The following is a 26,598-nucleotide window of genomic DNA, read 5'->3' on the forward strand; positions in this document are numbered from 1 at the left end:
AGCGGCTCGGTTGACCAGCCTCCCCGACGAGCAAGAAATACCCGTCAACGGCACACCGATCTGATTCCCATTAGGCTGACCCGTGTGACTGTCGAGCCGCCGCCTGAGCACGTGTTGGCGGCGTTCGGGCTGACCGGCGTACAACCTGCGCTTTTGGGCGCTAGCTGGGAGGGCGGCTGGCGCTGCGGCGAGGTCGTGTTGTCGACCGTGGCCGACCATGCCCGCGCGGCTTGGTCGGCGCGGGTGCGCGAGACGTTGTTCGTCGACGGGGTGCGCCTGGCCCGGCCGGTCCGCTCGACGGACGGCCGCTACGTGGTTTCCGGCTGGCGGGCAGACACATTCGTCGCCGGCACACCGGAGGCTCGCCATGACGAAGTCGTCTCGGCGGCGGTGCGGCTGCACGAAGCCACCGGAAAGTTAGAGCGCCCACGATTCCTCACCCAAGGGCCCACCTCCCCCTGGTCGGACATCGACGTCTTCATCGCCGCCGACCGTGCCGCCTGGGAAGAACGACCGCTGCAGTCGATTCCACCGGGGGCACGCACGGCCCCGGCGACCGCAGACGCCGAACGATCGATCGAGCTGGTCAATCAACTCGCCACCCTGCGCAAGCCGACCCGCAGTCCAAATCAGCTCGTGCACGGAGACCTCTACGGCACAGTGCTTTTCATCGGGACCGCCGCGCCCGGGATCACCGACATCACGCCGTACTGGCGGCCGGCGTCGTGGGCGGCCGGAGTGGTCGTCGTCGACGCGCTGTCCTGGGGCGAGGCCGACGACGGACTAATCGAGCGGTGGAGCGCTTTACCGGAATGGCCCCAAATGTTGTTGCGCGCCTTGATGTTCCGCTTGGCCGTGCACGCCTTGCATCCGCGGTCCACCGCCGAGGCGTTCCCCGGTCTGGCGCGCACCGCGGCCCTGGTGCGGCTGGTGCTCTAACGCTGGCCGGGAAACTCGTGGCGGACCTCGGTCAGGGCGATACGGCCGTCTACGGCCAGCACACCTTCGGCGCGCAGTAGCTCCAACTGGCGTGTGGTCAGGTGCCGGGCCGGTCGTCCCGAGGCGGTGATCACCCGGTGCCAGGGCAGGTCAGAGGAATCGACCCGCATGATCCAGCCGACGATGCGGGGACTGGAAAGCCCTGCGACAGAGGCGATGTCGCCGTAGGTGGCGACCCTGCCGGACGGGATCGACGCGACCAGCGAACGCACCAGTTCGACTTGCTCGTCGGTGATCGCCGCCACGGGTCAGCGGGCCTTCAGCAGGTTGCGGATCAACGCTGCGGTCTGCGCGGGCATGGCTTGTGGCACCATGTGTCCGCAATCGAACTCCAGCAGTTCGAACTCGTCTCCGAGTCGGTCTTGCAACGCCGAGATGAGCTGAGGGCTGACGTACTGCGGGTCGGCGCGTGCCGCACGGACCAACGTGGTCGGCGTCCCCGGGTTCGGAAGCGCGATGTCGCGCGCCAACTCGCTCCAGTAGCACACCATCGCCGCCAGGTTTATCCGCCAGCTGCACCGTCCGTTCGGCAATGCGATGAGGTGCTCGGCTACTTCGGCGTCGAGCACGGCCGGGTCCACATCCGACCAGGCGCCGAATGCCTTCTCCGCGCGTGCCTCCGCGGGGTCCGTGTAGTCGGGATAGGCCACCATCGCGTCGACGACCTCACGCACCTGGTTGCCGTCCAGGGCAACGGCGGGATCCAGCAGGATCAGCGCCGCCACCAGGTCGGGGCGAGCGGCGGCCAGCTGCAGGGCAATGGCACCGCCGAACGAGTGTCCAACGACCACTACCGGGCCATCGGCCGCAGCGTCGACCAGGGCGGCCAACGCGGAAACATTGGCATCGATGCTCCAGGGTGCGGCCCACGAAGATCTGCCGTGGCCCAGCAGATCGGGTGCGGCGACAGTCGTTTCAGGCAGGTAGCCGGACAACAGTTCCCAGGCCTGGCCGTGTTCGGTGACTCCATGGATCGCCAACACCTCCACCGGACCGGCCGGGCCGTAGCGGTGCACGTGAAGGTCGGCGGTCACGCGTCGATAATGCCAGCAGCGCCGCAGCGGCTTTTACGCCCTCGCGGCCCCGGTGGCGGGCTAGGATACCGCTCACGTGAGGCGGTTGAGACCCAACGGGGGCATCAATGGGCAGTATCAAACGTGGGTGGGCGCTGACGGGACAGAGCTGGCAGGTTTTGAAGCGCGACCGATCGCTGGTCATCTTCCCGGTGCTGTCGTCCATCTTCGCGCTTCTTGCAGTGGCGGCAATCTGGGTATCGGCACTGCTCGCAAAGGGTTTGTTCGCAGGACATCAGACTGGCAAGCATGATCCTGTCCTCTACGTCGCCGGTCTGGCGACGGCATACGTATCGACATTCATCGCCATCTTCTTCAACGTGGCGCTCGCCGCGTGCGCGGTGCGGTCAATGCGTGGCGAGGACACCAAGGTCGCCGAAGGTATCAGCGCCGCCGCGCGCCGGATCGGTCCCATCCTCGGCTGGACCTTCGTGGCGACAACCGTTGGCTTGATCCTGCGTGCGCTCGAGGAGCGCTTGCCGGCGCTGGGCAGGATCGTCGTCTATCTGGCCGGCGCCGCCTGGGCGATCGCGACGTTTTTCGTGATCCCGGTGGTCGCGCTGGAAGGCACGGGCCCGATTCAGTCGCTGAAGCGCTCGGCGGGCGTGGTGAAGGCACGGTGGGGAGAGGGAGCGACTGGAGCCGCCACAATAGGTTTGGCGACCTTTCTGATCAGCCTCGCCATCGTGCTCGTCGGCGGGGCAGGTGGGGTTGCGCTGATCTCGATTCGCCTGCTGCCGTTGGGCGTAGCCGTTCTGGCCGTCACGGTCGCGGCGGTCATCGTCGTCTCGTTCATCTCAAGTGCGCTGAGTCAGATATTCCGTGTCGCCGTCTACCAATACGCGGTCAGCGGCGAGGCGCCGGGTGAGTTTGACCGCGAGATGCTGCAGTTGGCGTTCGTGCGGCGCTAGTCGAAGGGTCTTGTCGGACCCTTCTGATTGCATGCCGTTATGTCATTCAGTTGGGGCGCCGAGGCGCGGGGGATTCTGACATCGGGTGTGCGCGGCTTGGTGCGCATCCTCGGGGGTCCCGGGACCGGTAAGAGCAGCTTGCTGGTCGAGGCGGCGGTTGCGCACATCGAGGCCGGTGTCGATCCGGAATCGGTTCTGCTGCTTACCGGTTCGGGCCGGCTCGGGATGGCGGCGCGCAGCACGTTGACGACGGTGTTGCTGGGATCGCGCCGCGGCACTCCGCGTCGTGCCGCGGTTCGAGATCCGTTGGTACGCAGCGTGCACAGCTATGCCTACGCGGTGTTGCGGCGGGCCGCCGAGCGTGCGGGCGACGCGCCGCCGCGGCTGGTCACCAGCGCTGAACAAGACGCCATCATCCGCGAATTGCTGGCCGGTGACCTGGAAGACGGATCGGCCGCGGCGACGAGCTGGCCGGCACATCTGCTGCCGGCGCTGAGCACCGCCGGCTTTGCCACCGAGTTGCGAGACCTGTTGGCGCGCTGCTCGGAACGTGGAGTGGATCCCCTGGATCTGGAACGACTGGGCCGGCGGTGCGGGCGCCCGGAATGGAGCGCCGCCGGTCAATTCGCCCGACAGTACGAGCAGGTGATGCTGCTGCGTGCGGCGGTGGGCACTGCGGCACCTCAAGCCAGCGCGCCGGCACTGGGCGCCGCCGAACTGGTCGGGGCCGCTTTGGAGGCCTTCGCGGTCGATCCCGAATTGCTGGCCGCCGAGCGCGGGCGGATCCGGATCCTGTTGATCGACGATGCGCAACAGCTCGACCCCCAGGCAACCCGGCTGGTGCGGGCGTTGGCCGGGGGCACTGAACTGACCCTGGTTGCCGGCGATCCGAATCAGGCGGTATACGGCTTCCGGGGTGGTGAGCCCACCGGGCTACTCGCCGACGAAGGACCGGCGGTGAGATTGACTGTGTCGCAACGTTGTTCACCCGCTGTGGCGCGCGCCGTCAGCTGCATCGCCGGGCGGTTGCCCGGAGGCAGCGCCGGGCGGGAAATTGAGGGCACCGGCGACGACGGGTCGGTATCGGTGCGGCTGGCGAGTTCGGTGCACGCGGAGGCGGCGATAATTGCCGACGCGCTGCGGCGTGCGCATCTCATTGACGGGGTGCCCTGGTCGCAGATGGCGGTGATCGTCAGGTCGGTGCCGCGAGCTGCCGTGCGGCTGCCGCGGGCTTTGGCTGCCGCCGGGGTCCCAGTGGCCATTCCTACCTCCGGCGGGTCGTTGTGTGATGACCCCGCGGCGCGTGCCCTGCTCACTGTCCTGGCTGCGACCGCTGACGGGCTCGACGGCGACCGGGCGCTGGCCCTGCTGGCCGGGCCCATTGGCCGAGTCGATCCGGTCGCACTTCGGCAGCTGCGGCGTACCTTGCTGCGCAACCAGGCCGGCTGCGTGCCAAGCGAATTCGCTGATCTGCTGGTGGACATCCTTACCGGCGACACACCGTTGACGGGCCCGCAGTCAAGCGCGCTGCGCCGGGTGCGCGCCGTGCTGGCCGCGGCCGCTCGCTGCCATCGGGACGGACAAGACCCGCGGTACACATTGTGGGCGGCGTGGCATCGGTCCGGTCTGCAACGGCGCTGGCTGGCGGCCATCGAGCGGGGCGGTCCGGCCGGCGCGCAGGCCGCCCGGGACCTGGAAGCGGTGACCGGGTTGTTCGACATCACCGACCACTATGTGTCGCGCACCGCGGGCGCGTCGCTGCGTGGACTCGTCGAGCACGTCGCGGCCTTGCAGCTACCCAGTGTGAGCCGCGAGCCGGTAGCGCAGACAGAGCAGGTCAAGGTGCTCAGCGCACATGCCGCGTTGGGCCATGAATGGGATTTCGTGGTCATCGCGGGCCTACAGGAAGGGTTGTGGCCCAATACGATTCCACGCGGTGGCGTCCTGGCCACCCAGCGGCTGCTCGATGAGCTCGACGGCGTCACCGCGGATGCGTCGGTTCGCGCGCCATTGCTGGCCGAGGAGCGCCGGCTGCTGGTCTCGGCGATGGGGCGGGCTCGACGGCGCCTACTGGTGACGGCGGTCGACAGTGACACCGACGGCGGCCAGCAGGTCGCGTTGCCGTCGGTATTCCTGCACGAGATTGCGCAGTTGACCGGGGATAACGATGCGATGCAGCCGGTCTCGGCTCCGCGGGTGTTGTCGACCGCCGCGGTGGTGGGCCGGTTGCGTGGTGTGGTGTGTGCACCCGATGGCGTGGTTACTGATGTTGTCAGGGCTTGTGCCGCAAAGCAATTGGCCCGGCTGGCTCAAGCCGGTGTACCAGGTGCCGATCCGGCCGGGTGGCACGGGTTGATTCCGATCAGTACCACCGACCCCCTGCGCGACGCCGGCGATGTGGTCGCATTAACACCGTCGACCCTGCAGACACTCAACGACTGCCCCCTGCGCTGGCTGGCCGAACGGCACGGGGCAACCAACCCGCGCGAACTTCGGTCCACCGTGGGTTCGTTGCTACACGCACTCATCGCCGATCCGGCCAAGAGTGAACCGCAGTTGCTGGCCGAGTTGGACCGGGCGTGGAAGCATTTGCCTTTCGAGGCGCAGTGGTATTCGGCTAACGAACTTGCGCGGCATCGGGCCATGATTGCCGCCTTTGTCGACTGGCGCGCGCGCTCCCGGCGCGAACTCACCGAAGTCGGCGTCGAGGTCGACATCGACGGTGTCCTCGGTCGACTGCGCGAGGACGGTGGCGCGGTTCGGCTGCGTGGCCGCGTCGACAGGCTGGAGCGTGACGCGGCGGGCCGGCTGGTGATCGTCGATGTCAAAACGGGCAAGACGCCGGTGACCAAGGATGACGCCCAGCAACACGCGCAGCTCGCGATGTACCAGCTGGCGGTGGCCGAAGGTTTGGTGTCTTCTGGCGAAGAGCCGGGCGGAGCCCGACTGGTTTACCTGGCAAAGAGCGGCGCCGCCGGCGCAACCGAACGCCAGCAGGATCCCCTCACACCCGCCGCGCGTGAGCAATGGCGCGGACTGGTCCGGCAGGCTGCGGACGCGACCGCCGGGCCGCAATTCGTCGCCCGGCGCAACGCGGGCTGCTCGCATTGCCCGATCCGGCCCGCTTGCCCGGCCCACGCCGACGGGACACAGTCGTGAGCACCGCGACAGTGCAGTACAGCCCTGCCGAATTGGCTAGTGAGCTAGGGCTTTTCCCGCCCACCGACGAGCAGGCCGCCGTCATCTCGGCGCCGCCGGGCCCACTGGTCGTGATCGCCGGGGCCGGCGCCGGAAAGACCGAGACGATGGCTGCGCGAGTGGTCTGGTTGATCGCCAACGGCTACGCCGAAGCAAGCCAGGTGCTCGGGTTGACGTTCACCCGCAAGGCGGCGGGCCAGCTGCTGCGCCGCGTCCGGTCCCGGCTGGCCCGATTGGCCGGCCTCGGACTGGGCTCAGCCGCGCCGGTAGCCGGCTCGCCGGCGGTCAGCACCTACCACGCATTCGCGGGCTCGTTGCTGCGTGAGTTCGGCCTGCTGTTGCCCGTCGAGCCCGATACCAGGTTGCTCAGCGAGACCGAGCTGTGGCAACTCGCCTTCGATGTCGTCAACGGCTATGACGGGCAGCTGAGCACCGACAAAAACCCCGGGGCGGTTACCTCGATGGTGCTGCGGTTGTGGGGTCAGCTCGCCGAACACTTGGTGGACACCGGGCAGCTGCGCGATACCCATGTCGAGCTGGAACGGCTGGTTCATGTTTTGCCGCCGGGCCCCTACCAGCGCGACAGCGGCCCCAGTCAGTGGCTATTGCGGATGCTGGCCACCCAGAACGAGCGGGCCGAACTGGTGCCCCTGCTCGATGCCGTGCAGGAGCGCATGCGGGCGGGCAAGGTCATGGACTTCGGCATGCAGATGGCGTCCGCGGCGCGGTTGGCGGCGACCTTCCCGCAGGTTGGCCGCGATCTGCGCAGCCGTTACCGAGTGGTGCTGCTCGACGAGTACCAGGACACCGGGCACGCTCAGCGTGTCGCATTATCGTCGTTGTTCGGCGGCGGTGTCGACGATGAGTTGGCGCTGACGGCGGTTGGCGACCCCATTCAGTCGATCTACGGCTGGCGGGGTGCTTCGGCGACCAATCTGCCGCGGTTCACCACCGACTTTCCGTTGTCGGACGGCAGCCCGGCGCCTGTCCTGGAGCTGCGCACCAGCTGGCGCAACCCGCCCCGAACGCTGCAGGTGGCCAACGCCATTTCGGCGGAGGCCCGGCGGCGATCGGTGAAGGTGCGCGCCTTGCGCTCGCGTCCGGACGCCCAGCCCGGCACCGTCCGGTGTGCACTCTTGGCCGACGTGCGCGCCGAACGCGAGTGGATCGCCGATCACCTGGAGAAGCATTACCAACGCGCCCGGGCCGACGGGGTCAATCCACCCACCGCCGCGGTACTGGTGCGCCGCAATGCGGACGCCGCACCCATCGCAGACGTACTGCGCGCCCGCGGAATTCCCGTGGAAGTCGTCGGCCTGGCCGGCCTGCTGTCCATCCCCGAAGTCGCCGAGGTCGTTGCGATGTTGCGGCTGGTCGCCGACCCCACGGCCGGTGCCGCCGCGATGCGAGTGCTCACCGGTTCGCGGTGGCGGCTCGGTGCCAAAGACCTCGCCGCGCTGTGGCGGCGCGCGCTGGCGCTGGTCGGCGGCCAGCCGCCCAACCCATCGCCTTTGCCAGAGTCGGTGGCGATGGCGGCCCATACGGACACCGACACCGCGTGTTTGGCCGACGCCATCTGCGACCCCGGTCCACCCGACCGGTATTCGGTGGCTGGATACCAGCGCATCGCAGCGCTGGCCGCCGAATTGAACGCCCTGCGCAGCCACCTCGACCATTCGCTGCCCGACCTCATCGCCGAGGTACGGCGGATATTGGGCATCGACTGCGAAGTCCGGGCCGCATCGGCGGCCGCGGGGGAGTGGGCGGGCGCCGAGCATCTGGACGCCTTTGCCGACGTTGTTGCCGCCTACGCCGAAACGGCAAGCGGCACATCGAATCAGCCCTCGGTGGCTGGCCTGCTCGCCTACTTGGACGTGGCCGCGATGGTGGAGAACGGGTTGGCGCCCGCCCAAGTCGTCGTTGCCCGCGATCGGGTCCAGGTGCTCACTGTGCACGCCGCAAAGGGTTTGGAATGGCAAGTGGTGGCGGTGGCACATCTGTCCGGCGGATCCTTTCCGTCGACCGTGTCGAGAAGCAGCTGGCTCACCGACGCCGGTGAGTTGCCGCCGCTGCTTCGGGGCGATCGCGCCTCGACAGGGGCTCTCGGTATTCCGGTCCTGGATACTTCGGCCGTCACCAATCGGAAACAGTTGTCGGACAAGATCTCCGAACATCGTCAGCAACTCGACCAGCGACGCGTCGACGAGGAACGCCGGCTTTTGTATGTGGGCGTCACCCGAGCCGAGGACACCCTGCTGGTATCGGGCTATCAGTGGGGACCCAGCGGAATCAAACCGCGTGGTCCGTCGGATTTTCTGGTCGAGCTCAAAGGCATCATCGACCACTCGGCGCAGGGCGGTGATCCCTGCGGGATTGTCGAGCACTGGGCCCCCGCGCCGGCCGATGGCGAACGAAACCCTCTGTGCGACAATGCTATCGAAGCGATCTGGCCCGCTGAACCGCTAACGCGCCGTGGCGACGTCGAGCGCGGGGCCGCGCTGGTGGCTGAGGCCATGTCGCCGGCTGGAGCCGATCCGCAGGTCGATACCGGCGCCGATGCCGGGGATGATGTCGAGGGTTGGGCCGCCGACGTCGACGCGTTGTTGGCTGAGCGTGCACGTGCGACACAACCACCTGCCCTTTCGCTGCCGGCCCAGTTATCGGTGAGTGGGCTGGTGGAGCTGGCCCGCGATCCTGTCGGGGCCGCGCTGCGACTGAAGCACCGGCTGCCGGCGCGCCCGGATCCGCACGCCTTGTTGGGCAACGCTTTTCACTCCTGGGTCCAGCAGTTCTACGGCGCCGAGTTGCTGTTCGATTTGCGCGACATTCCCGGCGCCGCGGACTCCGGGGTCGGCGACTCCGAAGAATTGGCGGCGTTGCAGGCGGCGTTCGCCCAGTCGAAGTGGGCGGCTCGCACACCGATCGCAGTCGAGGTGCCATTTGAAATGCCGATTGGTGACACCGTGGTGCGCGGCCGCATCGACGCGGTATTCGCCGACGCCGATGGCGGCTTCACGGTGGTGGACTGGAAGACCGGCGAGCCGCCACACGGGCGCGAAGCTATGCGGCAAGCCGCGGTCCAGCTTGCCGTCTACCGGCTGGCATGGGCGGCATTGCGCGGCTGCCCGGCATCGGCGGTACATACCGCCTTTTACTACGTGCGCACCGGATCCACCCTGGTCCCCGATGTGCTGGCCCATCCCGCGGAGCTGGCCGCCCTGCTGGCCGACTCCGGACGAGCTAGCGAGGCCTGAGCGTGGTTACATGTGTCTCGTGCGCTGGGTTGAGCCGATGACGGACCGCTGTGGGCAGCGTTAGGTCGCGACTGAGCGGTCTGGATCAAAGGCTGACCGCCCAGCCCAGCTATGCGCTGGTCGGCGTGCTGCGCATCCCGCAGGGACAAGCCAGCCCCGCTCGCATCATTTCTCGTCGCATCACCATCGCGCTGGTGGCGTTGTTCATCGCCGCGATCGCCGTTTATCTCGACCGCGACGGCTATCACGACGCGCGCGGCGAGCAAGTGTCATTTCTCGATTGCCTGTACTACGCGGCGGTGACGCTGTCGACGACCGGATACGGCGACATCACGCCGGTTTCTGAATTCGCCCGCGCGGTCAACGTCTTGGTCATCACACCCCTGCGGATCGCGTTCCTGATCTTGTTGGTCGGCACGACGCTCGAGGTCGTCACCGAAACGTCCCGTCAGGCACTGAAGATCCAGCGCTGGAGGAGCAAAGTGCGTAACCACACCATCGTCATCGGCTACGGCACGAAGGGAAAAACGGCCGTCGCCGCCATGCTCGGTGACGCGGTGACTCCCGGCGAAATCGTCGTCGTCGACACCGACCGGTCCGCCCTCGACCGCGCCGCGGCCGCCGGCCTGGTCACCGTGAACGGCGACGCAACCAAATCCGACGTGCTGCGCCTGGCCGGGGCTCAACATGCCGCCTCGATCATCGTCGCCACCAGCCGTGACGACACCGCCGTGCTGGTCACGCTGACGGCGCGGGAAATCGCGCCCAAAGCCAAGATCGTGGCGTCCATCCGGGAGGCCGAGAACCAGCACCTACTACAGCAATCCGGCGCCGACTCGGTCGTGGTTTCCTCGGAAACAGCCGGCCGGCTGCTCGGCATCGCCACCACGACCCCAAGCATCGTGGAGATGATCGAAGACCTGCTGACGCCGGATGCCGGGCTGGCCATCGCCGAACGCGAGGTGGAGACGTCGGAGATCGGCGGGTCTCCGCGACATTTGCGCGACATCGTGCTCGGTGTGGTGCGCGACGGCCGGCTACTGCGCATCGGCGCGCCCGAGGTGGACGCCATTGAAGCCGCCGACCGACTGCTCTACATCCGCAACGTGGGGCACTAGTGCCCGAATTTCAACTGCACAGCGTCCCGTTGCTGTCGCGCGTCGGCGCCGACCGCGCCGACCACCTGCGCACCGACGTGGAAGCCGCCGCCGCGGGATGGGCGGACGGAGCGCTGCTGCGGGTGGATTCTCGCAGCCAGGTTTTGGTCGCCAACGGTCGAGTCGTGCTCGGCGCGACCGCGGCGCTGGGCGACAAGCCGCCGCCGGAGGCCGTATTCCTGGGCCGCATCGAGGGCGGCCGTCATGTCTGGGCCATTCGCGGCGCACTGGAGCCCTCCGAGGATCCCGATCTGCACGCCGAGGTGCTGAACATTCGTACGCTCGGCAAGATCATGGACGACGTGAGCAGTCAATTGGTGTCCTCGGCAACGGCCCTGCTCAACTGGCATGAAAGTGCCCGATTCAGTGCTCTGGACGGCACGCCAACGCGGCCGGCCCGAGGCGGCTGGTCCCGGGTCAACCCGCTCACCGGTCAGGAGGAGTTCCCGCGCATCGACCCGGCGGTGATCTGTCTGGTGCACGACGGCGGCGACCGGGCCGTGCTGGCCCGTCAGGCCGTGTGGCCGCAGCGAATGTTCTCGCTGCTGGCCGGGTTCGTCGAGGCGGGAGAATCGTTCGAAGTCTGCGTGGCCCGCGAGATCCGCGAGGAGATCGGGCTGACCGTTCGCGATGTGCGTTATCTGGGCAGTCAGCCCTGGCCGTTCCCGCGCTCGCTCATGGTCGGCTTCCACGCGTTGGCCGACCCCGACGAGGAGTTCTCGTTCAATGACGGCGAAATAACCGAAGCGTCCTGGTTCACCCGCGCCGAGGTCCGAGCCGGCCTGCAAGCCGGCGACTGGGCCAGCGCGTCGGACTCCAAACTGCTGCTGCCCGGCTCGATTTCGATCGCCCGGACCATTATCGAATCCTGGGCCTGCGACGACTGAAGGACAACTAGAGGAACTACTTGACCCGATCGCTGATGGTCTGAATAACGTTCGTAGCGATCCGCTCGGCCGGCTCGATGCCCAACACCCCGACCGACATCAATACCGTGTTCTTGGCCCGATACAGGTGGCTCCAGCCGTCATCGGTGATCCTCAGGGTGGATGCGTCCGGCTTGTCCAGGGTGAAGTCGTAGTTGGGGTCATGCAGGGCCATGCATGCATTCAGCGACGACTCCAGCTGGTCGAGTGCCTGGCGCGCGGCGTGTGCGTCCGGGTAGATCGCGACCGCCTGGCTGACGGAGTCGATCATTGCGGGCCCGCCGGGCTTCAGGTCGTCAGTCACTCCGCTATAGCCCGCGCTGCGGAACTCCAACCAGCCGCTGGCAAAGGTGAGGTCGCTGGTTCCGGCCGCCCGGCACGGGCCGGGGGCATTCATGTCCCCCTGCGGTGGATGGCGCAGGTCGGAATGTTCGTGTGAGGTCAGCTCGTCGTAGTTGGCGATACGGCGCACTTCTTCGACGCTGACGATCAGCGCGTCGGCACCCGAGGCGGTAGTGGTGGGCGTCGACTTGGCCGCCGTGCCGTTGTGAGAACACGCGGTGATCGCGGCGACCGCACAGCACGTGACGAAGGCCGACCTGCCGGCACGGGCAGCGGCGGTCCGAATTCTGCGGGTGGAGCCGTTGGGCCTCATCGTCGGTAGCCGTTTTCTGCGGACTGCCGTCCGCGGTCGCTTTGGCGTTATGGTACCGACGGGGTCACCCCCAATGTGCGCCAACCACGCGGCCGTGTCGGTCCGCGATCAGCTGGCCAGCTTGTTTTTAACCTCACCCGCGCTCGGATTGGTCATCGTCGTGCCGTCGGCGAACTTCACCGTCGGCACCGTCCTATTGCCCCCGTTGACCGAACCGACGAATTCCGCGGCCGCGGCGTCGTGCTCGATATCGACCTCGTCGTAGGAGATCCCGTTGGCCTTGAGCGCTGTCTTGAGCCGATGGCAGTAACCACACCACGAGGTGGTGTAGATGGTGAGCGCAGCGTTGGTCATAGCCCGATAACGTAACCGGGCGAAGAACCATTCCGTGCACCGGCCGGCTGCGAATGGCGTGGCGACACGCCAGCTTTGTCGGACATCCCTGTCACTATGAAAGCCAAGATGAACGCCATGCCGATGGTCGCTGACCAATTGACCACCGGGCTTGATGAAGAGCAGCGCGAAGCAGTGCTGGCTCCGCGCGGCCCGGTATGTGTGCTCGCGGGCGCCGGAACCGGCAAGACCCGCACCATTACCCACCGGATCGCCCAGCTCGTTTCCAGCGGTCATGTCGCCGCGGGCCAGGTGCTGGCCGTGACGTTCACCCAGCGTGCCGCGGGGGAGATGCGATCCCGGTTACGAGCGCTCGACGCCGCGGCGCAGAGCGGTTCGGGCGTCAGCGCCGTGCAGGCACTCACCTTTCATGCCGCCGCGCACCGCCAGCTGCGGTATTTCTGGCCGCGGGTGGTTGGCGACACCCGTTGGGAGCTGCTCGACACCAAGTTCGCCGCCGTGGCCCGGGCCGCCAGCCGCTGCCGGCTCAACACCAGCACCGACGATGTACGCGACCTCGCCGGGGAGATCGAATGGGCCAAGGCGTCCCTGATCGGCCCCGAGGAATATCCGGACGCGGTGGCGGCCGGGAGCCGTGACATCCCGATGGACGCCGCCAAAGTCGCACAGGTCTACACCGCGTACGAGGCGCTCAAGGTCCGCGACGAGAATCTCGCCCTGCTCGACTTCGATGACCTGCTGCTGCATACCGCCGCCGCGATCGAAAACGACATTGCCGTGGCCGAGGAGTTCCGCGACCGGTATCGCTGCTTTGTCGTCGACGAGTACCAGGACGTCACCCCGCTGCAGCAGCGCGTGCTGTCGGCCTGGCTCGGCGGTCGAGACGATCTGACGGTCGTCGGCGACGCCAACCAGACCATCTATTCGTTCACCGGCGCCTCACCGCGCTTCTTGCTCGACTTCTCGCGGCGGTTTCCCGACGCCACGGTCGTGCGCCTGGAGCGCGACTACCGGTCCACCCCGCAGGTGGTGTCGCTGGCCAACCAGGTGATCGCCGCCGCCCGAGGGCGCGTCGCGGGCAGCAAGCTGCAGCTGATCGGCCAGCGCGCGCCCGGTCCGGCGCCCTCGTTCCACGAGCACCCGGACGAGCCGGCCGAGGCCGCCGCGGTGGCGGCGTCGATCCAGCGGCTGATCGAATCCGGCACCGCGCCATCCGAAATCGCAATTCTCTACCGGGTGAATGCTCAGTCGGAGGTCTACGAGGAAGCGCTGACCGAGGCCGGCATCGCCTACCAGGTTCGTGGCGGTGAGGGATTTTTCAACCGTCAGGAAATCAAGCAGGCGCTGCTGGCCCTGCAACGCGCGTCCGAGCGCGGCACCGAGGGTCCGTTGCCCGAGGTGGTTCGCGGCCTCCTCGAACCGCTGGGGCTCACGGCCGAAGAACCCGTCGGTACTCGCGCCCGGGAGCGCTGGGAGGCGCTCACCGCCCTGGCTGAACTGGTCGACGACGAGGTCGCGCAACGCCCGCAGCTGCAGCTTCCCGGTCTGGTGGCCGAGCTGCGCAACCGGGCCGACGCCCGGCACCCACCGGTGGTTCAGGGGGTCACGCTGGCCTCGCTGCATGCCGCCAAGGGCCTGGAGTGGGACGCGGTGTTTCTGGTCGGCCTGGTCGACGGCACCCTGCCGATCTCGCACGCGTTGGCGCATGGCCCCGAAAGCGAACGCGTCGAAGAAGAGCGCCGGCTGCTCTACGTCGGAATCACCAGAGCCCGAGTGCATTTGGCGCTCAGCTGGGCGTTGGCACGCGCCGCGGGCGGGCGTCAGAGCCGCAAGCCGTCACGGTTCCTCAACGGCATCGCGCCTCAGGCGCAAGTCGAGCAGGCAGGCAAATCCCGGCGCAACCGAGGCACCGCCACTCGGTGCCGGATCTGCAACAACCCGCTGACTACGCCGGCCGCGGTCATGCTGCGGCGATGTGAATCTTGTGCCGGCGATGTCAACGAGGAGTTGCTGCTGCAGCTCAAGGCGTGGCGACTGGACATGGCCAAGGAGCAGAAGATGCCTCCATACATCATCTTCAGCGACAACACCCTGATCGCGATCGCCGAGCTGTTACCCACCGACGACGCGGCGCTGATCGCTATTCCGGGGATCGGCGCGCGCAAGTTGGAACAGTACGGTTCCGACGTGCTCGCGCTGGTTCGCCAAGCCCGTTGATAGACGAAACCGCAGGTCAGAAAATCGGTTGTCACCACCGGCGGCAAGCGTTTACCCTCGTAGACGCATATCGCCGGCTCGCGCTGAAGGCTGGCACGCGTACGAGAGGAGGGTGGCCACGATGATCGACAGCAACGCGTTCGGTGTAGGCGTGGCTGCCGCGGTGCCTAGCGCTGCAACTCCGCCCGCCGCCCATGCCGCCGTGCCGGCGGCAGCGGTCAAGCACCGTGTCGCCGCCGCGACTGAAGCGTCCGTGAATCGGGGCTCAACCTAGCTACCTAACGAGCCCGCCCGATGGCCACGGACCCGAAGTCAGCAGGATCCGTGGCCACAGTTTTTGGGTCGAGCACCTCCCGACCTGGTCCGGATCACTGAAAAGGACAGCCACCAGACCAGGAAGCAGGTGAATAGGACATGTCGGCCCCGACAGTCCCCAAACGAAGGCAGCTGGCCCTGCCGTGTCACGTCGGCGATCCCGACCTATGGTTCGCCGACACCCCAGCCGACCTCGAGCGCGCCAAGACGCTGTGCGTGGACTGCCCTGTGCGGCGTCAGTGCCTGGCCGCCGCGCTGGAACGCGCCGAACCCTGGGGAGTGTGGGGCGGCGAGATCTTCGAACGCGGCACGGTTATCAGCAGCAAGCGTCCGCGCGGACGTCCGCGTAAGGCCGCTGCCTAGACCTAGACCACGGCCGTGTCGGGCTCTGCGAAGCCGGGAATCAGTTCCTCGCTCAAGGCCTTGATCGGCACGTGTGCATCCAGTTGGCAGAGGATGGCTGCCACCGACGCGATCACCCGCATCGGGATCGCCAGCTTCGGTGGCAGGTCCATCTGCCGGGCGGCCTTGATCTGCGCTACCGAGCGGTCGATCTGACTCACCGTCATTCGCTGCAGCCACTTGCGGGTGTAGTGGAAGACCTCTACCTCGATGGGCTCGACGTACTGGCGCAGCATCTCGTCGATTTCGCGTACCGAAACCTGCTGTCCGCGCTGAATGAACCCGGCCTTCTCCATCGTCGGCAACAGCATGTCGTAGTTCTTGTCTCGGGCCAGGCGTATGGTCATCCCGAGCTCTATCGGGTAGCCGCCGGGCAGCGGCGCCACCGCCCCGAAGTCGATGACGCCCATCCGGCCGTCGGGCAGCAGCATGAAGTTCCCGGGGTGGGCATCGCCATGCAACATGCCCAACCGGCGTGGCGCGTCGAAGGTGAGCTCGAGCAGCAGAGTGCCCATCAGGTCGCGTTGTTCCGGCGTCCCGTGCCGGATGATCTGCGACATCGGCACACCGTCGATCCACTCCTGGATCACCACCTTCGGCGCACTGGCCACGATGTGGGGCACCACAAAGCGTGGGTGTCCGGCGTACGCCTTGGCGAATGCGCGCTGGTTGTCGGCCTCCAGCCGATAATCGAGCTCCATCTCGGTGCGCTCGATCAGTTCGTCGACGACGCCCTGCACGTCGGCACCCGGTGAAAGCTGCTTGAGCACGCCGACCATCCGCTGCATAGTCTTCAAATCCGCCCGCAGTGCCTCGTCGGCACCCGGGTACTGGATCTTGACGGCAACTTCGCGGCCGTCAGACCAGATCGCCTTGTGTACCTGGCCGATGCTGGCCGAAGCCACCGGAGTGTCGTCGAACGAGCTGAACCGCTCCCGCCACTTGGTACCGAGCTGTCCGTCGAGCACCCGATGTACCTTCGCCGCGGGCAACGGCGGGGCGTCCTTCTGCAGTTTTGTCAGCGCCTCGCGATAAGGCTCACCGAACTGCTCGGGGATGGCGGCTTCCATCACCGATAGCGCCTGGCCGACCTTCATCGCCCCGCCCTTGAGTTCACCCAGAACAGTGAAGAGCTGGTTGGCAGCCTTCTCCATCAACTCGGCGTTGACTTCGTCTTTGGATTTGCCGGTTAGTCGCTTACCGAAGCCCAGAGCCGCCCGGCCGGCCATGCCGACGGGCAGGCTGGCGAGCTTCGCGTTGCGCGCGGCGCGGCCACGCTTGATGTCTGACACACACCCATCATCCATGACCGCTGGTCGTTCGGGCCATTGATCTGACAACAACCGTTCGCAACCCTGCCGTCAACCTGGTCGTCATCGCTGCCGAGACCCCGCAACGTATGTAGTGTCTTGCACGTCGCAACGGCGCGATCTGTCGAAACCCCATGTCTGGAGGGTGGCCCGCGAAAAACCATGTCAGCTAAAACATCTCAGCACGACGCCGCCGAAGCCCTGTTCAGGGCGATCATCGAAACGCTGGACAAGCACCGCAAGGACCGCACCCTGACCGAAGGCGTGCTCGACGACCTGGCCAGGGCCTATGCCTCCATCGCGACGAACGTGCCGGAGCAGGGGCGTCAGGGATAGCTCAACACGAGCACAGCGGGTGCTTGGTCCACTGACGTGCCACGATGGATCCCGCGTTGAGGTCGAACTCCAGCGTGGCGTTGAGCGCCGACGGCGGATCGGGCGGCGCGTCCTGGCCGCGCACCGCCGCGATCACCCGGTTCACCTGACTGAGCGCCAGCGCCGCGGTTGCCAGCAACGTGGCCCGATCGGCCACTCCGACGGTGTCGCGCAGTTGGGCGGCAATAGCCGGCCACGCGGCGTCGCGGTCGCTGCGATGCAAATCTGCGCAGCCCAGGCAGCTCGTCACACCGGGAATGACCAGCGGTCCGACCAGCCCGGTTCCATCGCGAACCCGAACCGGAAGATGCGCGACACCCTTGTGGTGCAGGTCGCGCACCAGACGCGGATCGGCCACCAAGTAATCCGACAGCACCACCAGGTCCACGGTGGCCGATGTCATCGCGGCATGCGGCTGACTGCTCTGCCCCACCCGGGCGCCCGAGCAGCGCAGGGCCTGCGCGATCAGATCCGACAGCGGTCCGCGGCCGTGCACCCGAATCGACGGCGAGCGGCCCCGGGCAGCACGGCATCCCCGGGTGGCCACACCTGCGTCAACGAGCTGCGCCACGAGGTTGGCCAGCTCGTCGCCATCGACCAAGCCACGCTCGGCGGCATGGCGGCGCAACTCGGTCATCGCCATCGGTGAGCGCATGGACCGCAAGAGTGTGGCCAAACCCGCCGCGGTCAGACCGCCGGGCGGGCGGACCAGCACCGCGCGACGCGGGTCCCAGCCGACCTGCACGGCGCCGTCCGGCCGCATCAGCACCGGCATCGCCGGATCCAGGGCGTACGAGGACGGTGCGACCTGCGGCATGAGCCGAAACTGTGCCACGCCGGCGGCGAAGGCTCAGCTCAGTTATCCACAGGACCGGGGTCGTCGGGGTCCTGGCGGTCGTCCTCGAGCTCGGCGTCCAGCTGGGCATCTAATTGGGCAAGCGCCTCGTCGATACCACTGGTGTCGCCGCCGATGATCCGGTCGATGAAGGCGGCCGGGTCATCGAGGTCCTCGGCGTGGGGGAGCAGGTCCGGGTGCTGCCAAACGCCGTCGCGGGCATCGATACCGGCTGCCTGCGTCAGGCGCTCCCACAGTGCGCCGGCCTCGCGCAGCTTGCGTGGCCGCAGTTCCAGGCCGACCAGCGTCGCGAAGGTTTGTTCGGCCGGGCCGCCGCTGGCCCGGCGCCGGCGCAGCGTCTCGGACAGCGCTCCCGTGCCCGGAATCCGCTCGCCAAGCGCATCGGTGACCACCGTCTGCACCCAGCCTTCGATCAGGGCGAGCAGCGTCTCAAGCCGCTCGAGCGCCTGCGTTTGCGCCGGCGTCGCTTTCGGCTCGAACACGCCCTGGCTCAGCAACTGCTCCATCGCCGCTGGATCGGCCAGCGACGCTGGGTTGAAATCGCGGGCCAGCTCCTCGATTCCGGTCATGTCGATCTTCATGCCCATGGCGTAGGCCTCAACGGCACCCAGCAACTGGCTGGCCAGCCAGGGAACATGGCTGAACAGCCGGTGATGAGCGGCCTCCCGGGCGGCCAAGAACGTCAGGATTTCGCTGCGCGGCTGCTCGAGGCCGGACGCGAAGGATTCGACGGCATCCGGCAGGATCGCCCCGATGCCCTTGGGGCCCAGCGGCAGACCGATGTCGGTGGACGTCAGCACTTCGCGCGACAGCCGGCCCAGTGCCTGGCCCAGCTGGGAACCGAACGCGATCCCACCCATCTGCGACATCATCGACAGCAACGGGCCGGCCATGTTCTTGGCCTCCTCGGGCAGCGACGACACCCACACCGAGGAGATCTGCTGAGCCATCGGATCGCACAGCCGCTTCCAGGTCTCGAGGGTGTTGTCGACCCAGTCGGTCGGGCTCCACCCCACCGCCTTGATGGTGCCGGCGGGCAGCGCGGTGGCGCCGTTCAGCCAGGTCTCGGCCAGGTGCACCGCGTCGGCGATTGCCGAGTTGGTGGTTGCCGGAATGGGCGCGACGAACCCGATCGAGCTCGACGCGACCTGTCGGGCCAGGTCATAGTTCACCGGGCCGGCGTCTTTGCCCGCTGCCATTGCGGTTCCGACGCCGCCGAACATCTCGCCCAGACGGGTGAAAAGCTGCCCCAGATCGGCCATGTTGAATTCCGCGCCCTGGCCGAACGCGCCGAAGGGTCCCGACGGACCAGAGGGGTTAGCCTCCGAACCGGAGTCGGGATCGTTCTTTGCGCGCTTGTCGCGATCGGGGTCTTCTCCGGAGGAGAAGCCGAAAGGCAGGTCAGCCATGAGGTCAACGGTACCCACCCGGAGAACAGAAAGCGGCATCCGCCGTCACGCTCGCAGCTGAACGGGCCCGGTTAGTGTATGCGGCGTGAACAGGCGGATTTTGACCCTGATGGTCGCGTTGGTGCCGATTGTGGTGTTCGGCGTGCTACTCGCGGTGGTGACGGTGCCGTTTGTGTCACTGGGCCCGGGACCGACTTTCGACACCCTGGGTGAGGTCGACGGCAAGCAGGTCGTCCAGATCGAGGGAACCGCCACCCACCCGACGTCGGGCCATCTGAATATGACGACGGTGTCCCAGCGTGACGACCTGACCCTGGGTGAGGCCCTCACCCTGTGGCTGTCGGGCCAAGAGCAGCTGGTTCCCCGCGACCTGGTCTACCCCCCGGGCAAGTCGCGTGACGAAGTCGACAAGGAGAACAACGCCGACTTCAAACAGTCCGAGGACAGTGCGGAATACGCTGCGCTGGGGTATCTGAAGTATCCGGTGGCGGTTACCGTCGCGAGCGTCAGCGATCCCGGACCGTCTATGGGCAAGCTCAAGCCCGGTGACGCTATCGACGCCGTCAACGGCACTCCGACGGCCACCGTAGAGCAGTTCACCACGCTGCTGAAGAAGACCAAGCCCGGTCAGGTGGTGACGATCGACTTCCGCCGCAAGAACGAGCCGGCCGGCGTCGCCGAGATCACACTGGGCACCAACAAGGATCGCGACTACGGATTCATGGGCGTCGCCGTGCTAGATGCGCCGTGGGCACCCTTCGTTATCGACTTCAACCTCGCCAACATCGGTGGACCGTCGGCCGGCCTGATGTTCAGCCTGGCTGTGGTCGACAAGCTCACCACCGGCGACCTGGTCGGATCGACCTTCGTGGCAGGCACCGGGACCATCTCGGTGGACGGCAAGGTCGGGCCCATCGGCGGAATCACCCACAAGATGGCCGCCGCCCGCTCGGCCGGTGCAACGGTGTTCCTGGTGCCGGCCAAGAATTGCTACGAGGCGACCTCCGATATCCCGTCGGGGCTGAAGCTGGTCAAGGTCGAGACGCTCGGCTCTGCGGTGGACGCCTTGCACGCGATGACGTCGGGTGCGCCGACACCAAGCTGCTAACACCCTGGAATGCGTACAGTTGTGACCGTCGGGAAAAAAGAGCAGGGAGCGTAGCCAGTGGGAATGCGGCCCGCCGCGAGGATGCCGAAACTAACTCGGCGTAGCCGGATTCTGATCCTGATCGCACTGGGTGTGATCGTGTTGCTGCTGGCTGGTCCGCGGCTGATCGACGCCTACGTGGACTGGCTATGGTTCGGGGAGCTGGGCTATCGCTCGGTGTTCACCACCGTTCTGGTGACCCGCATCGTGGTGTTCCTGGTGGCCGGGTTGCTGGTGGGCGGCATCGTGTTCGGCGGGCTCGCACTGGCCTACCGCACCCGCCCGGTGTTCGTGCCCAACAACGACAACGATCCGATTGCCCGCTATCGCGCCGTGGTGATGAGCCGGCTGCGGATGGTGGGCATCGGCATCCCCACCGCGATCGGTGTGCTGGCCGGGGTGGTGGCGCAAAGCTACTGGGTGCGGATTCAGCTGTTCCTGCACGGCGGCGACTTCGGCGTCACCGATCCACAGTTCGGCAAGGATCTGGGCTTCTACGCATTCGAGTTGCCGTTCTACCGGTTGCTGCTCAGCTACCTGTTCGTAGCGATCTTCCTTGCGTTCATCGCGAACCTGGTCGCGCACTACCTCTTCGGCGGTATCCGGTTGTCCGGACGCAGCGGCGCGCTGAGCCGCTCGGCACGCGTCCAGTTGGTCAGCCTGGTCGGAATCCTGGTGTTGCTCAAGGCCGTCGCCTACTGGCTGGATCGCTATGAGCTGCTGTCGCATACCCGCGGCGGCAAGCCGTTCACCGGCGCCGGCTACACCGACATCAACGCTGTGCTGCCGGCCAAGCTGATCCTACTGGCCATCGCCGTGATTTGTGCGGCCGCGGTTTTTTCCGCGATTGTCTTGCGGGACTTGCGGATTCCGGCTATCGGCCTGGTGCTGCTACTGCTTTCGTCGTTGATCGTCGGTGCCGGCTGGCCGTTGATCGTCGAGCAGATCAGCGTCAAACCCAATGCCGCGCAAAAGGAAAGCGAATACATCAGCCGAAGTATCACCGCGACCCGGCAAGCCTACGGCCTGACCTCGGATGTGGTGACCTATCGCAACTACACCGGCGACGGCCAGGCCACTGCCCAGCAGGTCGCTGCCGACCGCGCCACCACCTCCAACATCCGGCTACTCGACCCTACGATCGTCAGCCCGGCGTTCACCCAGTTCCAGCAGGGCAAGAACTTCTATTACTTCCCCGACCAGCTGTCCATCGACCGCTACGTGGACCGCAACAACAACCTGCGCGACTACGTCGTTGCGGCCCGTGAACTCAACCCGGACCGGCTGATCGACAACCAGCGCGACTGGATCAACCGCCACACCGTGTACACACACGGCAACGGATTCATCGCCTCGCCGGCCAACACCGTTCGCGGCATCGCCAACGACCCCAATCAAAACGGCGGCTACCCCGAGTTCTTGGTGAATGTCGTCGGCGCCAACGGCACCGTCGTTTCCGACGGGCCGGCCCCACTGGATCAGCCGCGCATCTACTTCGGGCCGGTTATCTCCAACACCTCTGCCGACTACGCGATCGTCGGAAAGACCGGTGCCGACCGGGAATACGACTACGAGACCAGCACGGAAACCAAGAACTACACCTACACCGGCGGCGGCGGAGTCCCGATCGGGAGCTGGATCTCCCGCAGCGTGTTCGCCGCGAAGTTTGCCGAGCGAAACTTCTTGTTCTCCAACGTCATTGGATCCAACAGCAAGATCTTGTTCAATCGCGACCCCGCGCAGCGGGTCGAGGCGGTGGCGCCGTGGCTGACGACCGACAGCTCGGTGTACCCCGCGATCGTCAACAAGCGGCTGGTGTGGATCATCGACGGCTACACCACCTTGGACAACTACCCCTACTCCGAGCTCACCTCGCTGTCGTCGGCGACCGCGGACTCCACCGAGGTGGCGTTCAACCGGCTGGCTCCCGACAAGAAGGTCTCCTACATCCGTAATTCGGTGAAGGCCACCGTCGACGCCTACGACGGCACCGTCTCGCTGTACCAGCAGGATGAGAATGACCCGGTGCTGAAGGCCTGGATGTCGGTCTTCCCCGGCACGGTCAAGCCCAAGAGCGACATCACTCCCGAACTGGCCGAGCATCTGCGCTACCCCGAGGATTTGTTCAAGGTGCAGCGCATGCTGCTGGCCAAATATCACGTCAACGATCCGGTGACGTTCTTCTCCACTTCGGATTTCTGGGACGTTCCCTTGGACCCGAACCCGACCGCCAGCAGCTATCAGCCGCCGTATTACATCGTCGCGAAAAACATTGCCAAGAACGACAATACGGCCTCATACCAGCTGACCAGCGCGATGAACAGATTCAAGCGCGACTATCTGGCCGCCTACATCAGCGCTAGTTCCGATCCCGCGACGTACGGCCGAATCACCGTGCTGACCATCCCGGGCCAGGTCAACGGCCCCAAGCTGGCCAATAACGCGATCACCACCGATCCGGCGGTGTCCCAGGATCTCGGTGTGATCGGGCGAGATAACCAGAACCGCATCAAGTGGGGCAACCTGCTCACGCTTCCGGTGGGCCAGGGCGGACTGCTCTACGTCGAACCGGTTTACGCCTCGCCGGGCGCGAGCGACGCCGCATCGTCGTATCCGCGACTGATTCGGGTGGCGATGATGTACAACGACAAGATCGGGTACGGGCCGACCGTGGGTGATGCGCTGACGGGGCTGTTCGGGCCGGGAGCAGGTGCCGCGGCGACCGGTATACAACCCACCGATGCCGGCGTGCCGGCGGCGCCTCCGGCGAACCCGCCGCCGCCGTCCAACGGGCCGGTGTCGCCGCCGCCGACCGCGGTGGTGCCGCCGCCACCGGATGCGTCAACGACGTTGTCCCCAGCCAAAGCCGCTGCGATGCAAGAGATTCAGGCCGCGATCGGCGCGGCGCGGGATGCGCAGAAGAAGGGTGATTTCGCCGGGTACGGCGCTGCGTTGCAGCGTCTCGATGACGCGATCACCAAGTTCAACAACACCAAGTAATTCCTGTCCCCGCCACAGCGCCGCGAGCGTGCGTGTTTTTACGTTGACACGCCGCGCGCGCTGGCATTCTGCGCACGCTCGTCGCGGTGTTAGCCGCGCGCGGCGGTGCGGAATCTGTCGCGGTACGCCTTCGGGGTTATCCCGAGATGGCTGAGGAAAACCCGGCGCAGCGTTTCGGTACTGCCGAAGCCCGCCATGCGCGCGGTATCGGCAACTGAGCGGCCGGCGTCGAGTGCTGCACGCGCGTAATCGATTCGGACCATTTCTACGTAGCGCGCGGGCGTCGTGCCTAGCTCCGACTGAAACAGCCGGGTCAGCTGCCGGGTGCTCAAAGATGCCCGAGCGGCAAGTCTTTTCACGCTGTGGTCGGCGCCGGGATCGGTGGTGACGGCGTCGGTGACCACCCGCAGTGCGGATTCAGCCGGCGGATCGGCCTCGACCAGGGTGGAGAATTGTGATTGTCCGCCAGCGCGTTTGAGGTATACCACCAAGGACCGTGCTACCTCGCGGACCAACTTCGCACCGTAATCCGCCTCGACCATCGCCAGTGCCAGGTCGATGCCAGACGAGACGCCCGCCGAGGTGAACACGTCGCCGTCGCGGACGAAAATCGCGTCCGGCTCGACGCCGATGTCTGGGAAGGCTCGCGCGAGCCGTCGCGCATGGCGCCAGTGCGTGGTGGCGCGCCGGCCGTTGAGCAGCCCCGCCTGCGCCAGGATGAAGGAACCCGTACATACCGATGCCAGACGCCGGGTCCGGGGTGGCACCGTCTTGAGCGCCTCGACGAGGGCCGGATCGATCGGCCGGCCCACCAGGTCGTCCCCGCCGGCAACGACGACGGTATCGGCGGATTCGATCGATGAGATGCTGCGGGTGACCGCGAAACGTGTTCCTATCGAAGTGATTACGTCGCGTCCATCCACCGACGCGATTTCGAGTACATAACTGGCGCCGAACCGGTTGGCTTCGGCGAAGACCTCAGCGGGTCCCGCCGCATCGAGCAGCTTCACGCCGTCGAAGACGACAATCACCACCACTCGGGCTGCGTTGTCACTCATTCACCCATTGTGCGGACCATGTCGCAATTTGTGGGAAGGACGGCCGGAACGACCCCGTCGGATATTTCGGCATCCCCGCAAACTGGCAGCAGCACAACAAAGGAGGCGCGATCATGACCACTTCGATTGAAACCATCGCCGGGATCGTCATACCCGACACGCCGCTGGTGCGCGAGGCCACCGACTTCATTCGCAGCGCTGAAGACGATCTGCTGTTCGACCACTCGCGTCGGGTGTTCCTGTTCGGCGTGCTGCACGGCCGCCGGCTTGGCCTGCGGCCTGACCTGGAATTGCTCTATGTCGGAGCAATGTTTCACGACCTCGGCCTGACCCCGCGCTATCACACTTCCAACCGGCGTTTCGAGGTCGACGGCGCCAACGCGGCTCGGGATTTCTTGTTGGAGCGCGGGGTCGATCCGGCCTATGCGGACAAGGTGTGGCTGGGCATCGCCTTACACACCACGCCCGGAATCCCCGAGCTGCTCGAACCCGAAATCGCTTTGGTCACAGCCGGTGTCGAGACCGACGTAGTGGGTATCGGTCGCGAGGACCTGTCCCCGGAAGCGCTTGCCGCGGTTACCGCCGCCCACCCCCGCCCGGATTTCAAGAACCGCATCCTGGCCGCCTTCAACAACGGCATGAGGCACCGGCCGCACACTACCTACGGCACGATGAACGCCGACATACTCGCGCACTTCGACCCGACATTCGTCCGCGAGGACATGGTCGACAGGATCCGCAACAACGACTGGCCGGAGTAGCGGGGACGACCGGGCGCGCCATCCGTCCGGGAGATGCGACAGCGCAAACCAGTCACGGTCGTGCGGCCAGGGGAGGGGAGAACTCTCAACGCAGCTGGGCGAGTAACTCGTCGACTGACCATTGATCATCGGCATGCGTGCCGTACTTGCAGGCGATGACAAGGCCATCTGAGCCGATCAGAAAGTCGGCGGGCAACCCTAACCGGCCGCCCGTGGGGTGCAGGTTCGGCGGGCGTGCGTCGGCGCGATCCCCGGTAATCGTGGGCAGTAGCCGCCGCTGAGCGACCATTCCTCTGAACACCGGCGCCACCGCCCGCGGATTGAGTACCGCGCTCGGCGACGACTCAACTCCGAACTCCGCGTAGAGCCGCTTCTCGGGGTCCCCGACTACGGCGACCGGCAGATCGCTGACATGCCGGCGCAACTCCTCGTCGGTGGAGTGGAACACCACGACCTCGCGGATGCCGGCCGCCTCGATCTCGTCGTGCCGCCGCAACACCGACTGCAAATGCATGTTGCAGATTGGGCACCCAGCGAACCTCCGGAACTGCAAATGGATTACGTGCTGCGGGTCCGGAACCAGCACCGCCGTGCCAGAGACTGTGTTCAGCTCCCGGGCCGCGACGACGCTGCCCGGGCTGATCGTCGTGCTCTGAGTCATGCTCTTAAACACTCCTTCGTGATCAAGATGCGTCGCCGACAATCGGTCGGCCCCGGAAGAGTCAACTCACCCGAACGGGTTCACTATTCCGCGCCGGCGGGTTTGAACCTATCGACGCACGGAGTGCCGCGGGCCGAACGTCTGCGCAGTTAGACGCGCGATTTGGCTAGGGTCCTCAGTGTTGGGTAGCCTTGCGTTTACCGACGCGGGGTGGAGCAGCTCGGTAGCTCGCTGGGCTCATAACCCAGAGGTCGCAGGTTCGAATCCTGTCCCCGCTACCAGCGGAAATGGCCCCCGGAGACTTCTCCGGGGGCCATTTTCATGCCGGTTGTGAATGGGTTTGTGAATGTTAGTCGGCTCTTCGGATTCCAGCGGGGTCAGGTGCCGGCTTTGAGGTCGGCGTGGCCTGCGGTTGTGGGGGACGAAGGTGCCTGAGTCTTTGAAGCGTGACCATCAAATTTCAAAGCACCTTCGTCCGTTATGAGCCTAATGGGAATCAGATCGGTGTGCCGTTGACGGGTATTTCTTGCTCGTCGGGGAGGCTGGTCAACCGAGCCGCT

At 66.4% G+C, this 26,598-nt stretch carries 21 protein-coding genes, 1 tRNA gene and 1 pseudogene; 14 read left to right on the forward strand and 9 right to left on the reverse strand.

Features of this window, described 5'->3' with window-relative positions; genetic code table 11:
- The first annotated feature begins 84 nt into the window (after nucleotides 1-84).
- Complete coding sequence (locus AWC27_RS28905; protein ID WP_085674278.1) at nucleotides 85-939, forward strand: TIGR02569 family protein; 855 nt, start codon at nucleotides 85-87, stop codon at nucleotides 937-939.
- On the opposite strand, the gene AWC27_RS28910 is transcribed toward AWC27_RS28905, so the two are convergent.
- Nucleotides 936-1,244, reverse strand: coding sequence for an MGMT family protein (locus AWC27_RS28910; RefSeq protein ID WP_085674280.1), 309 nt, complete (start codon nucleotides 1,242-1,244; stop codon nucleotides 936-938). The genes AWC27_RS28905 and AWC27_RS28910 overlap by 4 nt on opposite strands.
- Nucleotides 1,245-1,247: 3 nt before the next feature.
- Nucleotides 1,248-2,033 (reverse strand): alpha/beta fold hydrolase, encoded by a 786-nt coding sequence (locus AWC27_RS28915; protein WP_085674282.1) that lies wholly within the window; start codon nucleotides 2,031-2,033, stop codon nucleotides 1,248-1,250.
- A 107-nt stretch (nucleotides 2,034-2,140) separates the two neighbouring features.
- Between AWC27_RS28915 and AWC27_RS28920 the strand changes: the two genes are divergently transcribed.
- From AWC27_RS28920 to nudC, 5 genes are read left to right on the forward strand one after another with little or no spacing between them, the layout of a single operon-like run.
- Nucleotides 2,141-2,983, forward strand: coding sequence for a DUF6159 family protein (locus tag AWC27_RS28920; protein WP_085674284.1), 843 nt, complete (start codon nucleotides 2,141-2,143; stop codon nucleotides 2,981-2,983).
- 39 nt (nucleotides 2,984-3,022) lie between these two features.
- Entirely contained in the window at nucleotides 3,023-6,142 is a 3,120-nt protein-coding gene (locus AWC27_RS28925) for an ATP-dependent helicase (protein WP_085674286.1), read from the forward strand.
- Entirely contained in the window at nucleotides 6,139-9,435 is a 3,297-nt protein-coding gene (locus AWC27_RS28930; protein WP_245847577.1) for an ATP-dependent helicase, read from the forward strand. Before AWC27_RS28925 ends, AWC27_RS28930 begins: the two co-directional genes overlap by 4 nt.
- A 50-nt stretch (nucleotides 9,436-9,485) precedes the next feature.
- The gene (locus tag AWC27_RS28935) at nucleotides 9,486-10,553 is read left to right on the forward strand and encodes a potassium channel family protein (protein WP_085674290.1); all 1,068 of its coding nucleotides are present in this window, start codon (nucleotides 9,486-9,488) and stop codon (nucleotides 10,551-10,553) included.
- Entirely contained in the window at nucleotides 10,553-11,479 is a 927-nt protein-coding gene (gene nudC, locus AWC27_RS28940) for an NAD(+) diphosphatase (RefSeq protein ID WP_085674292.1), read from the forward strand. The genes AWC27_RS28935 and nudC overlap by 1 nt, the downstream gene beginning before the upstream one ends.
- A 16-nt stretch (nucleotides 11,480-11,495) precedes the next feature.
- Here nudC and AWC27_RS28945 read toward each other — a convergent pair whose 3' ends face one another.
- Both AWC27_RS28945 and mrx1 read right to left on the reverse strand, forming a co-directional pair.
- Nucleotides 11,496-12,173 carry a sensor domain-containing protein gene (locus tag AWC27_RS28945; RefSeq protein ID WP_085674294.1) on the reverse strand — a complete coding sequence of 226 codons (678 nt, stop codon included), beginning with the start codon at nucleotides 12,171-12,173 and terminating at the stop codon, nucleotides 11,496-11,498.
- A gap of 108 nt (nucleotides 12,174-12,281) precedes the next feature.
- Complete coding sequence (gene mrx1, locus AWC27_RS28950) at nucleotides 12,282-12,527, reverse strand: mycoredoxin Mrx1 (protein WP_085674296.1); 246 nt, start codon at nucleotides 12,525-12,527, stop codon at nucleotides 12,282-12,284.
- A 117-nt stretch (nucleotides 12,528-12,644) separates the two neighbouring features.
- Here mrx1 and AWC27_RS28955 point away from each other — a divergent pair, with 117 nt between their 5' ends.
- The 3 genes and pseudogenes from AWC27_RS28955 (at nucleotide 12,645) to AWC27_RS28960 (ending at nucleotide 15,422) form a co-directional block, all read left to right on the forward strand.
- The gene (locus AWC27_RS28955; RefSeq protein ID WP_169726890.1) at nucleotides 12,645-14,744 is read left to right on the forward strand and encodes an ATP-dependent DNA helicase UvrD2; all 2,100 of its coding nucleotides are present in this window, start codon (nucleotides 12,645-12,647) and stop codon (nucleotides 14,742-14,744) included.
- Between the two features lie 121 nt (nucleotides 14,745-14,865).
- Nucleotides 14,866-15,162, forward strand: a pseudogene (locus AWC27_RS33415) (hypothetical protein); the annotation flags it as partial.
- Entirely contained in the window at nucleotides 15,159-15,422 is a 264-nt protein-coding gene (locus AWC27_RS28960; RefSeq protein ID WP_085674298.1) for a WhiB family transcriptional regulator, read from the forward strand. The pseudogene AWC27_RS33415 and the gene AWC27_RS28960, both read left to right, overlap by 4 nt.
- Nucleotides 15,423-15,424: 2 nt before the next feature.
- Here AWC27_RS28960 and AWC27_RS28965 read toward each other — a convergent pair whose 3' ends face one another.
- Nucleotides 15,425-16,768, reverse strand: coding sequence for a macrolide-binding ATPase MABP-1 (locus tag AWC27_RS28965; protein WP_085674300.1), 1,344 nt, complete (start codon nucleotides 16,766-16,768; stop codon nucleotides 15,425-15,427).
- 165 nt (nucleotides 16,769-16,933) lie between these two features.
- Here AWC27_RS28965 and AWC27_RS30705 point away from each other — a divergent pair, with 165 nt between their 5' ends.
- Nucleotides 16,934-17,107, forward strand: coding sequence for a hypothetical protein (locus tag AWC27_RS30705; RefSeq protein WP_139801423.1), 174 nt, complete (start codon nucleotides 16,934-16,936; stop codon nucleotides 17,105-17,107).
- A gap of 1 nt (nucleotide 17,108) precedes the next feature.
- Here the strand turns inward: AWC27_RS30705 and AWC27_RS28970 are convergent, their stop codons facing one another.
- The gene (locus AWC27_RS28970; protein WP_085674302.1) at nucleotides 17,109-17,963 is read right to left on the reverse strand and encodes a cyclodehydratase; all 855 of its coding nucleotides are present in this window, start codon (nucleotides 17,961-17,963) and stop codon (nucleotides 17,109-17,111) included.
- Nucleotides 17,964-18,001: 38 nt separating this feature from the next.
- Nucleotides 18,002-19,450 (reverse strand): zinc-dependent metalloprotease, encoded by a 1,449-nt coding sequence (locus AWC27_RS28975; RefSeq protein WP_276075026.1) that lies wholly within the window; start codon nucleotides 19,448-19,450, stop codon nucleotides 18,002-18,004.
- A gap of 46 nt (nucleotides 19,451-19,496) precedes the next feature.
- Here AWC27_RS28975 and AWC27_RS28980 point away from each other — a divergent pair, with 46 nt between their 5' ends.
- Together AWC27_RS28980 and AWC27_RS28985 are read left to right on the forward strand one after the other, a co-directional pair.
- Nucleotides 19,497-20,519 (forward strand): YlbL family protein, encoded by a 1,023-nt coding sequence (locus tag AWC27_RS28980; protein ID WP_085674306.1) that lies wholly within the window; start codon nucleotides 19,497-19,499, stop codon nucleotides 20,517-20,519.
- A 57-nt stretch (nucleotides 20,520-20,576) separates the two neighbouring features.
- Nucleotides 20,577-23,558: a UPF0182 family protein gene (locus AWC27_RS28985; protein ID WP_085674308.1), complete on the forward strand. Its 2,982-nt coding sequence runs from the start codon at nucleotides 20,577-20,579 to the stop codon at nucleotides 23,556-23,558.
- A gap of 89 nt (nucleotides 23,559-23,647) precedes the next feature.
- Here the strand turns inward: AWC27_RS28985 and AWC27_RS28990 are convergent, their stop codons facing one another.
- A complete protein-coding gene (locus AWC27_RS28990; protein ID WP_085674310.1) occupies nucleotides 23,648-24,616 on the reverse strand; it encodes a GlxA family transcriptional regulator in 969 nt (322 codons plus the stop codon).
- A 113-nt stretch (nucleotides 24,617-24,729) separates the two neighbouring features.
- On the opposite strand from AWC27_RS28990, the gene AWC27_RS28995 reads away from it, so the two are divergent.
- The gene (locus AWC27_RS28995; RefSeq protein WP_085674312.1) at nucleotides 24,730-25,377 is read left to right on the forward strand and encodes an HD domain-containing protein; all 648 of its coding nucleotides are present in this window, start codon (nucleotides 24,730-24,732) and stop codon (nucleotides 25,375-25,377) included.
- 85 nt (nucleotides 25,378-25,462) lie between these two features.
- On the opposite strand, the gene AWC27_RS29000 is transcribed toward AWC27_RS28995, so the two are convergent.
- Complete coding sequence (locus AWC27_RS29000) at nucleotides 25,463-26,038, reverse strand: AhpC/TSA family protein (RefSeq protein WP_085674314.1); 576 nt, start codon at nucleotides 26,036-26,038, stop codon at nucleotides 25,463-25,465.
- A gap of 204 nt (nucleotides 26,039-26,242) precedes the next feature.
- Here AWC27_RS29000 and AWC27_RS29005 point away from each other — a divergent pair.
- A tRNA-Met gene (locus AWC27_RS29005) sits at nucleotides 26,243-26,319 on the forward strand.
- Nucleotides 26,320-26,598 lie beyond the last annotated feature (279 nt).

The sequence above is a fragment of the Mycobacterium szulgai genome (assembly GCF_002116635.1).
Taxonomy (GTDB): domain Bacteria; phylum Actinomycetota; class Actinomycetes; order Mycobacteriales; family Mycobacteriaceae; genus Mycobacterium; species Mycobacterium szulgai.

Bases quoted from the DNA above. Each gene is read 5' to 3' on its own strand.
- AWC27_RS28920 (WP_085674284.1), top strand. From the start codon at position 2,141: ATGGGCAGTATCAAACGTGGGTGGGCGCTGACGGGACAGAGCTGGCAG.
- AWC27_RS28960 (WP_085674298.1), top strand. From the start codon at position 15,159: ATGTCGGCCCCGACAGTCCCCAAACGAAGGCAGCTGGCCCTGCCGTGT.
- mrx1 (WP_085674296.1), bottom strand. From the start codon at position 12,527: ATGACCAACGCTGCGCTCACCATCTACACCACCTCGTGGTGTGGTTAC.
- AWC27_RS28970 (WP_085674302.1), bottom strand. From the start codon at position 17,963: ATGCCGCAGGTCGCACCGTCCTCGTACGCCCTGGATCCGGCGATGCCG.
- AWC27_RS28925 (WP_085674286.1), top strand. From the start codon at position 3,023: ATGTCATTCAGTTGGGGCGCCGAGGCGCGGGGGATTCTGACATCGGGT.
- AWC27_RS29000 (WP_085674314.1), bottom strand. From the start codon at position 26,038: ATGACTCAGAGCACGACGATCAGCCCGGGCAGCGTCGTCGCGGCCCGG.
- AWC27_RS28945 (WP_085674294.1), bottom strand. From the start codon at position 12,173: ATGAGGCCCAACGGCTCCACCCGCAGAATTCGGACCGCCGCTGCCCGT.
- AWC27_RS28990 (WP_085674310.1), bottom strand. From the start codon at position 24,616: ATGAGTGACAACGCAGCCCGAGTGGTGGTGATTGTCGTCTTCGACGGC.
- AWC27_RS28975 (WP_276075026.1), bottom strand. From the start codon at position 19,450: ATGCCGCTTTCTGTTCTCCGGGTGGGTACCGTTGACCTCATGGCTGAC.
- AWC27_RS28955 (WP_169726890.1), top strand. From the start codon at position 12,645: ATGCCGATGGTCGCTGACCAATTGACCACCGGGCTTGATGAAGAGCAG.
- AWC27_RS28995 (WP_085674312.1), top strand. From the start codon at position 24,730: ATGACCACTTCGATTGAAACCATCGCCGGGATCGTCATACCCGACACG.
- AWC27_RS28965 (WP_085674300.1), bottom strand. From the start codon at position 16,768: ATGGATGATGGGTGTGTGTCAGACATCAAGCGTGGCCGCGCCGCGCGC.
- AWC27_RS30705 (WP_139801423.1), top strand. From the start codon at position 16,934: ATGTCAGCTAAAACATCTCAGCACGACGCCGCCGAAGCCCTGTTCAGG.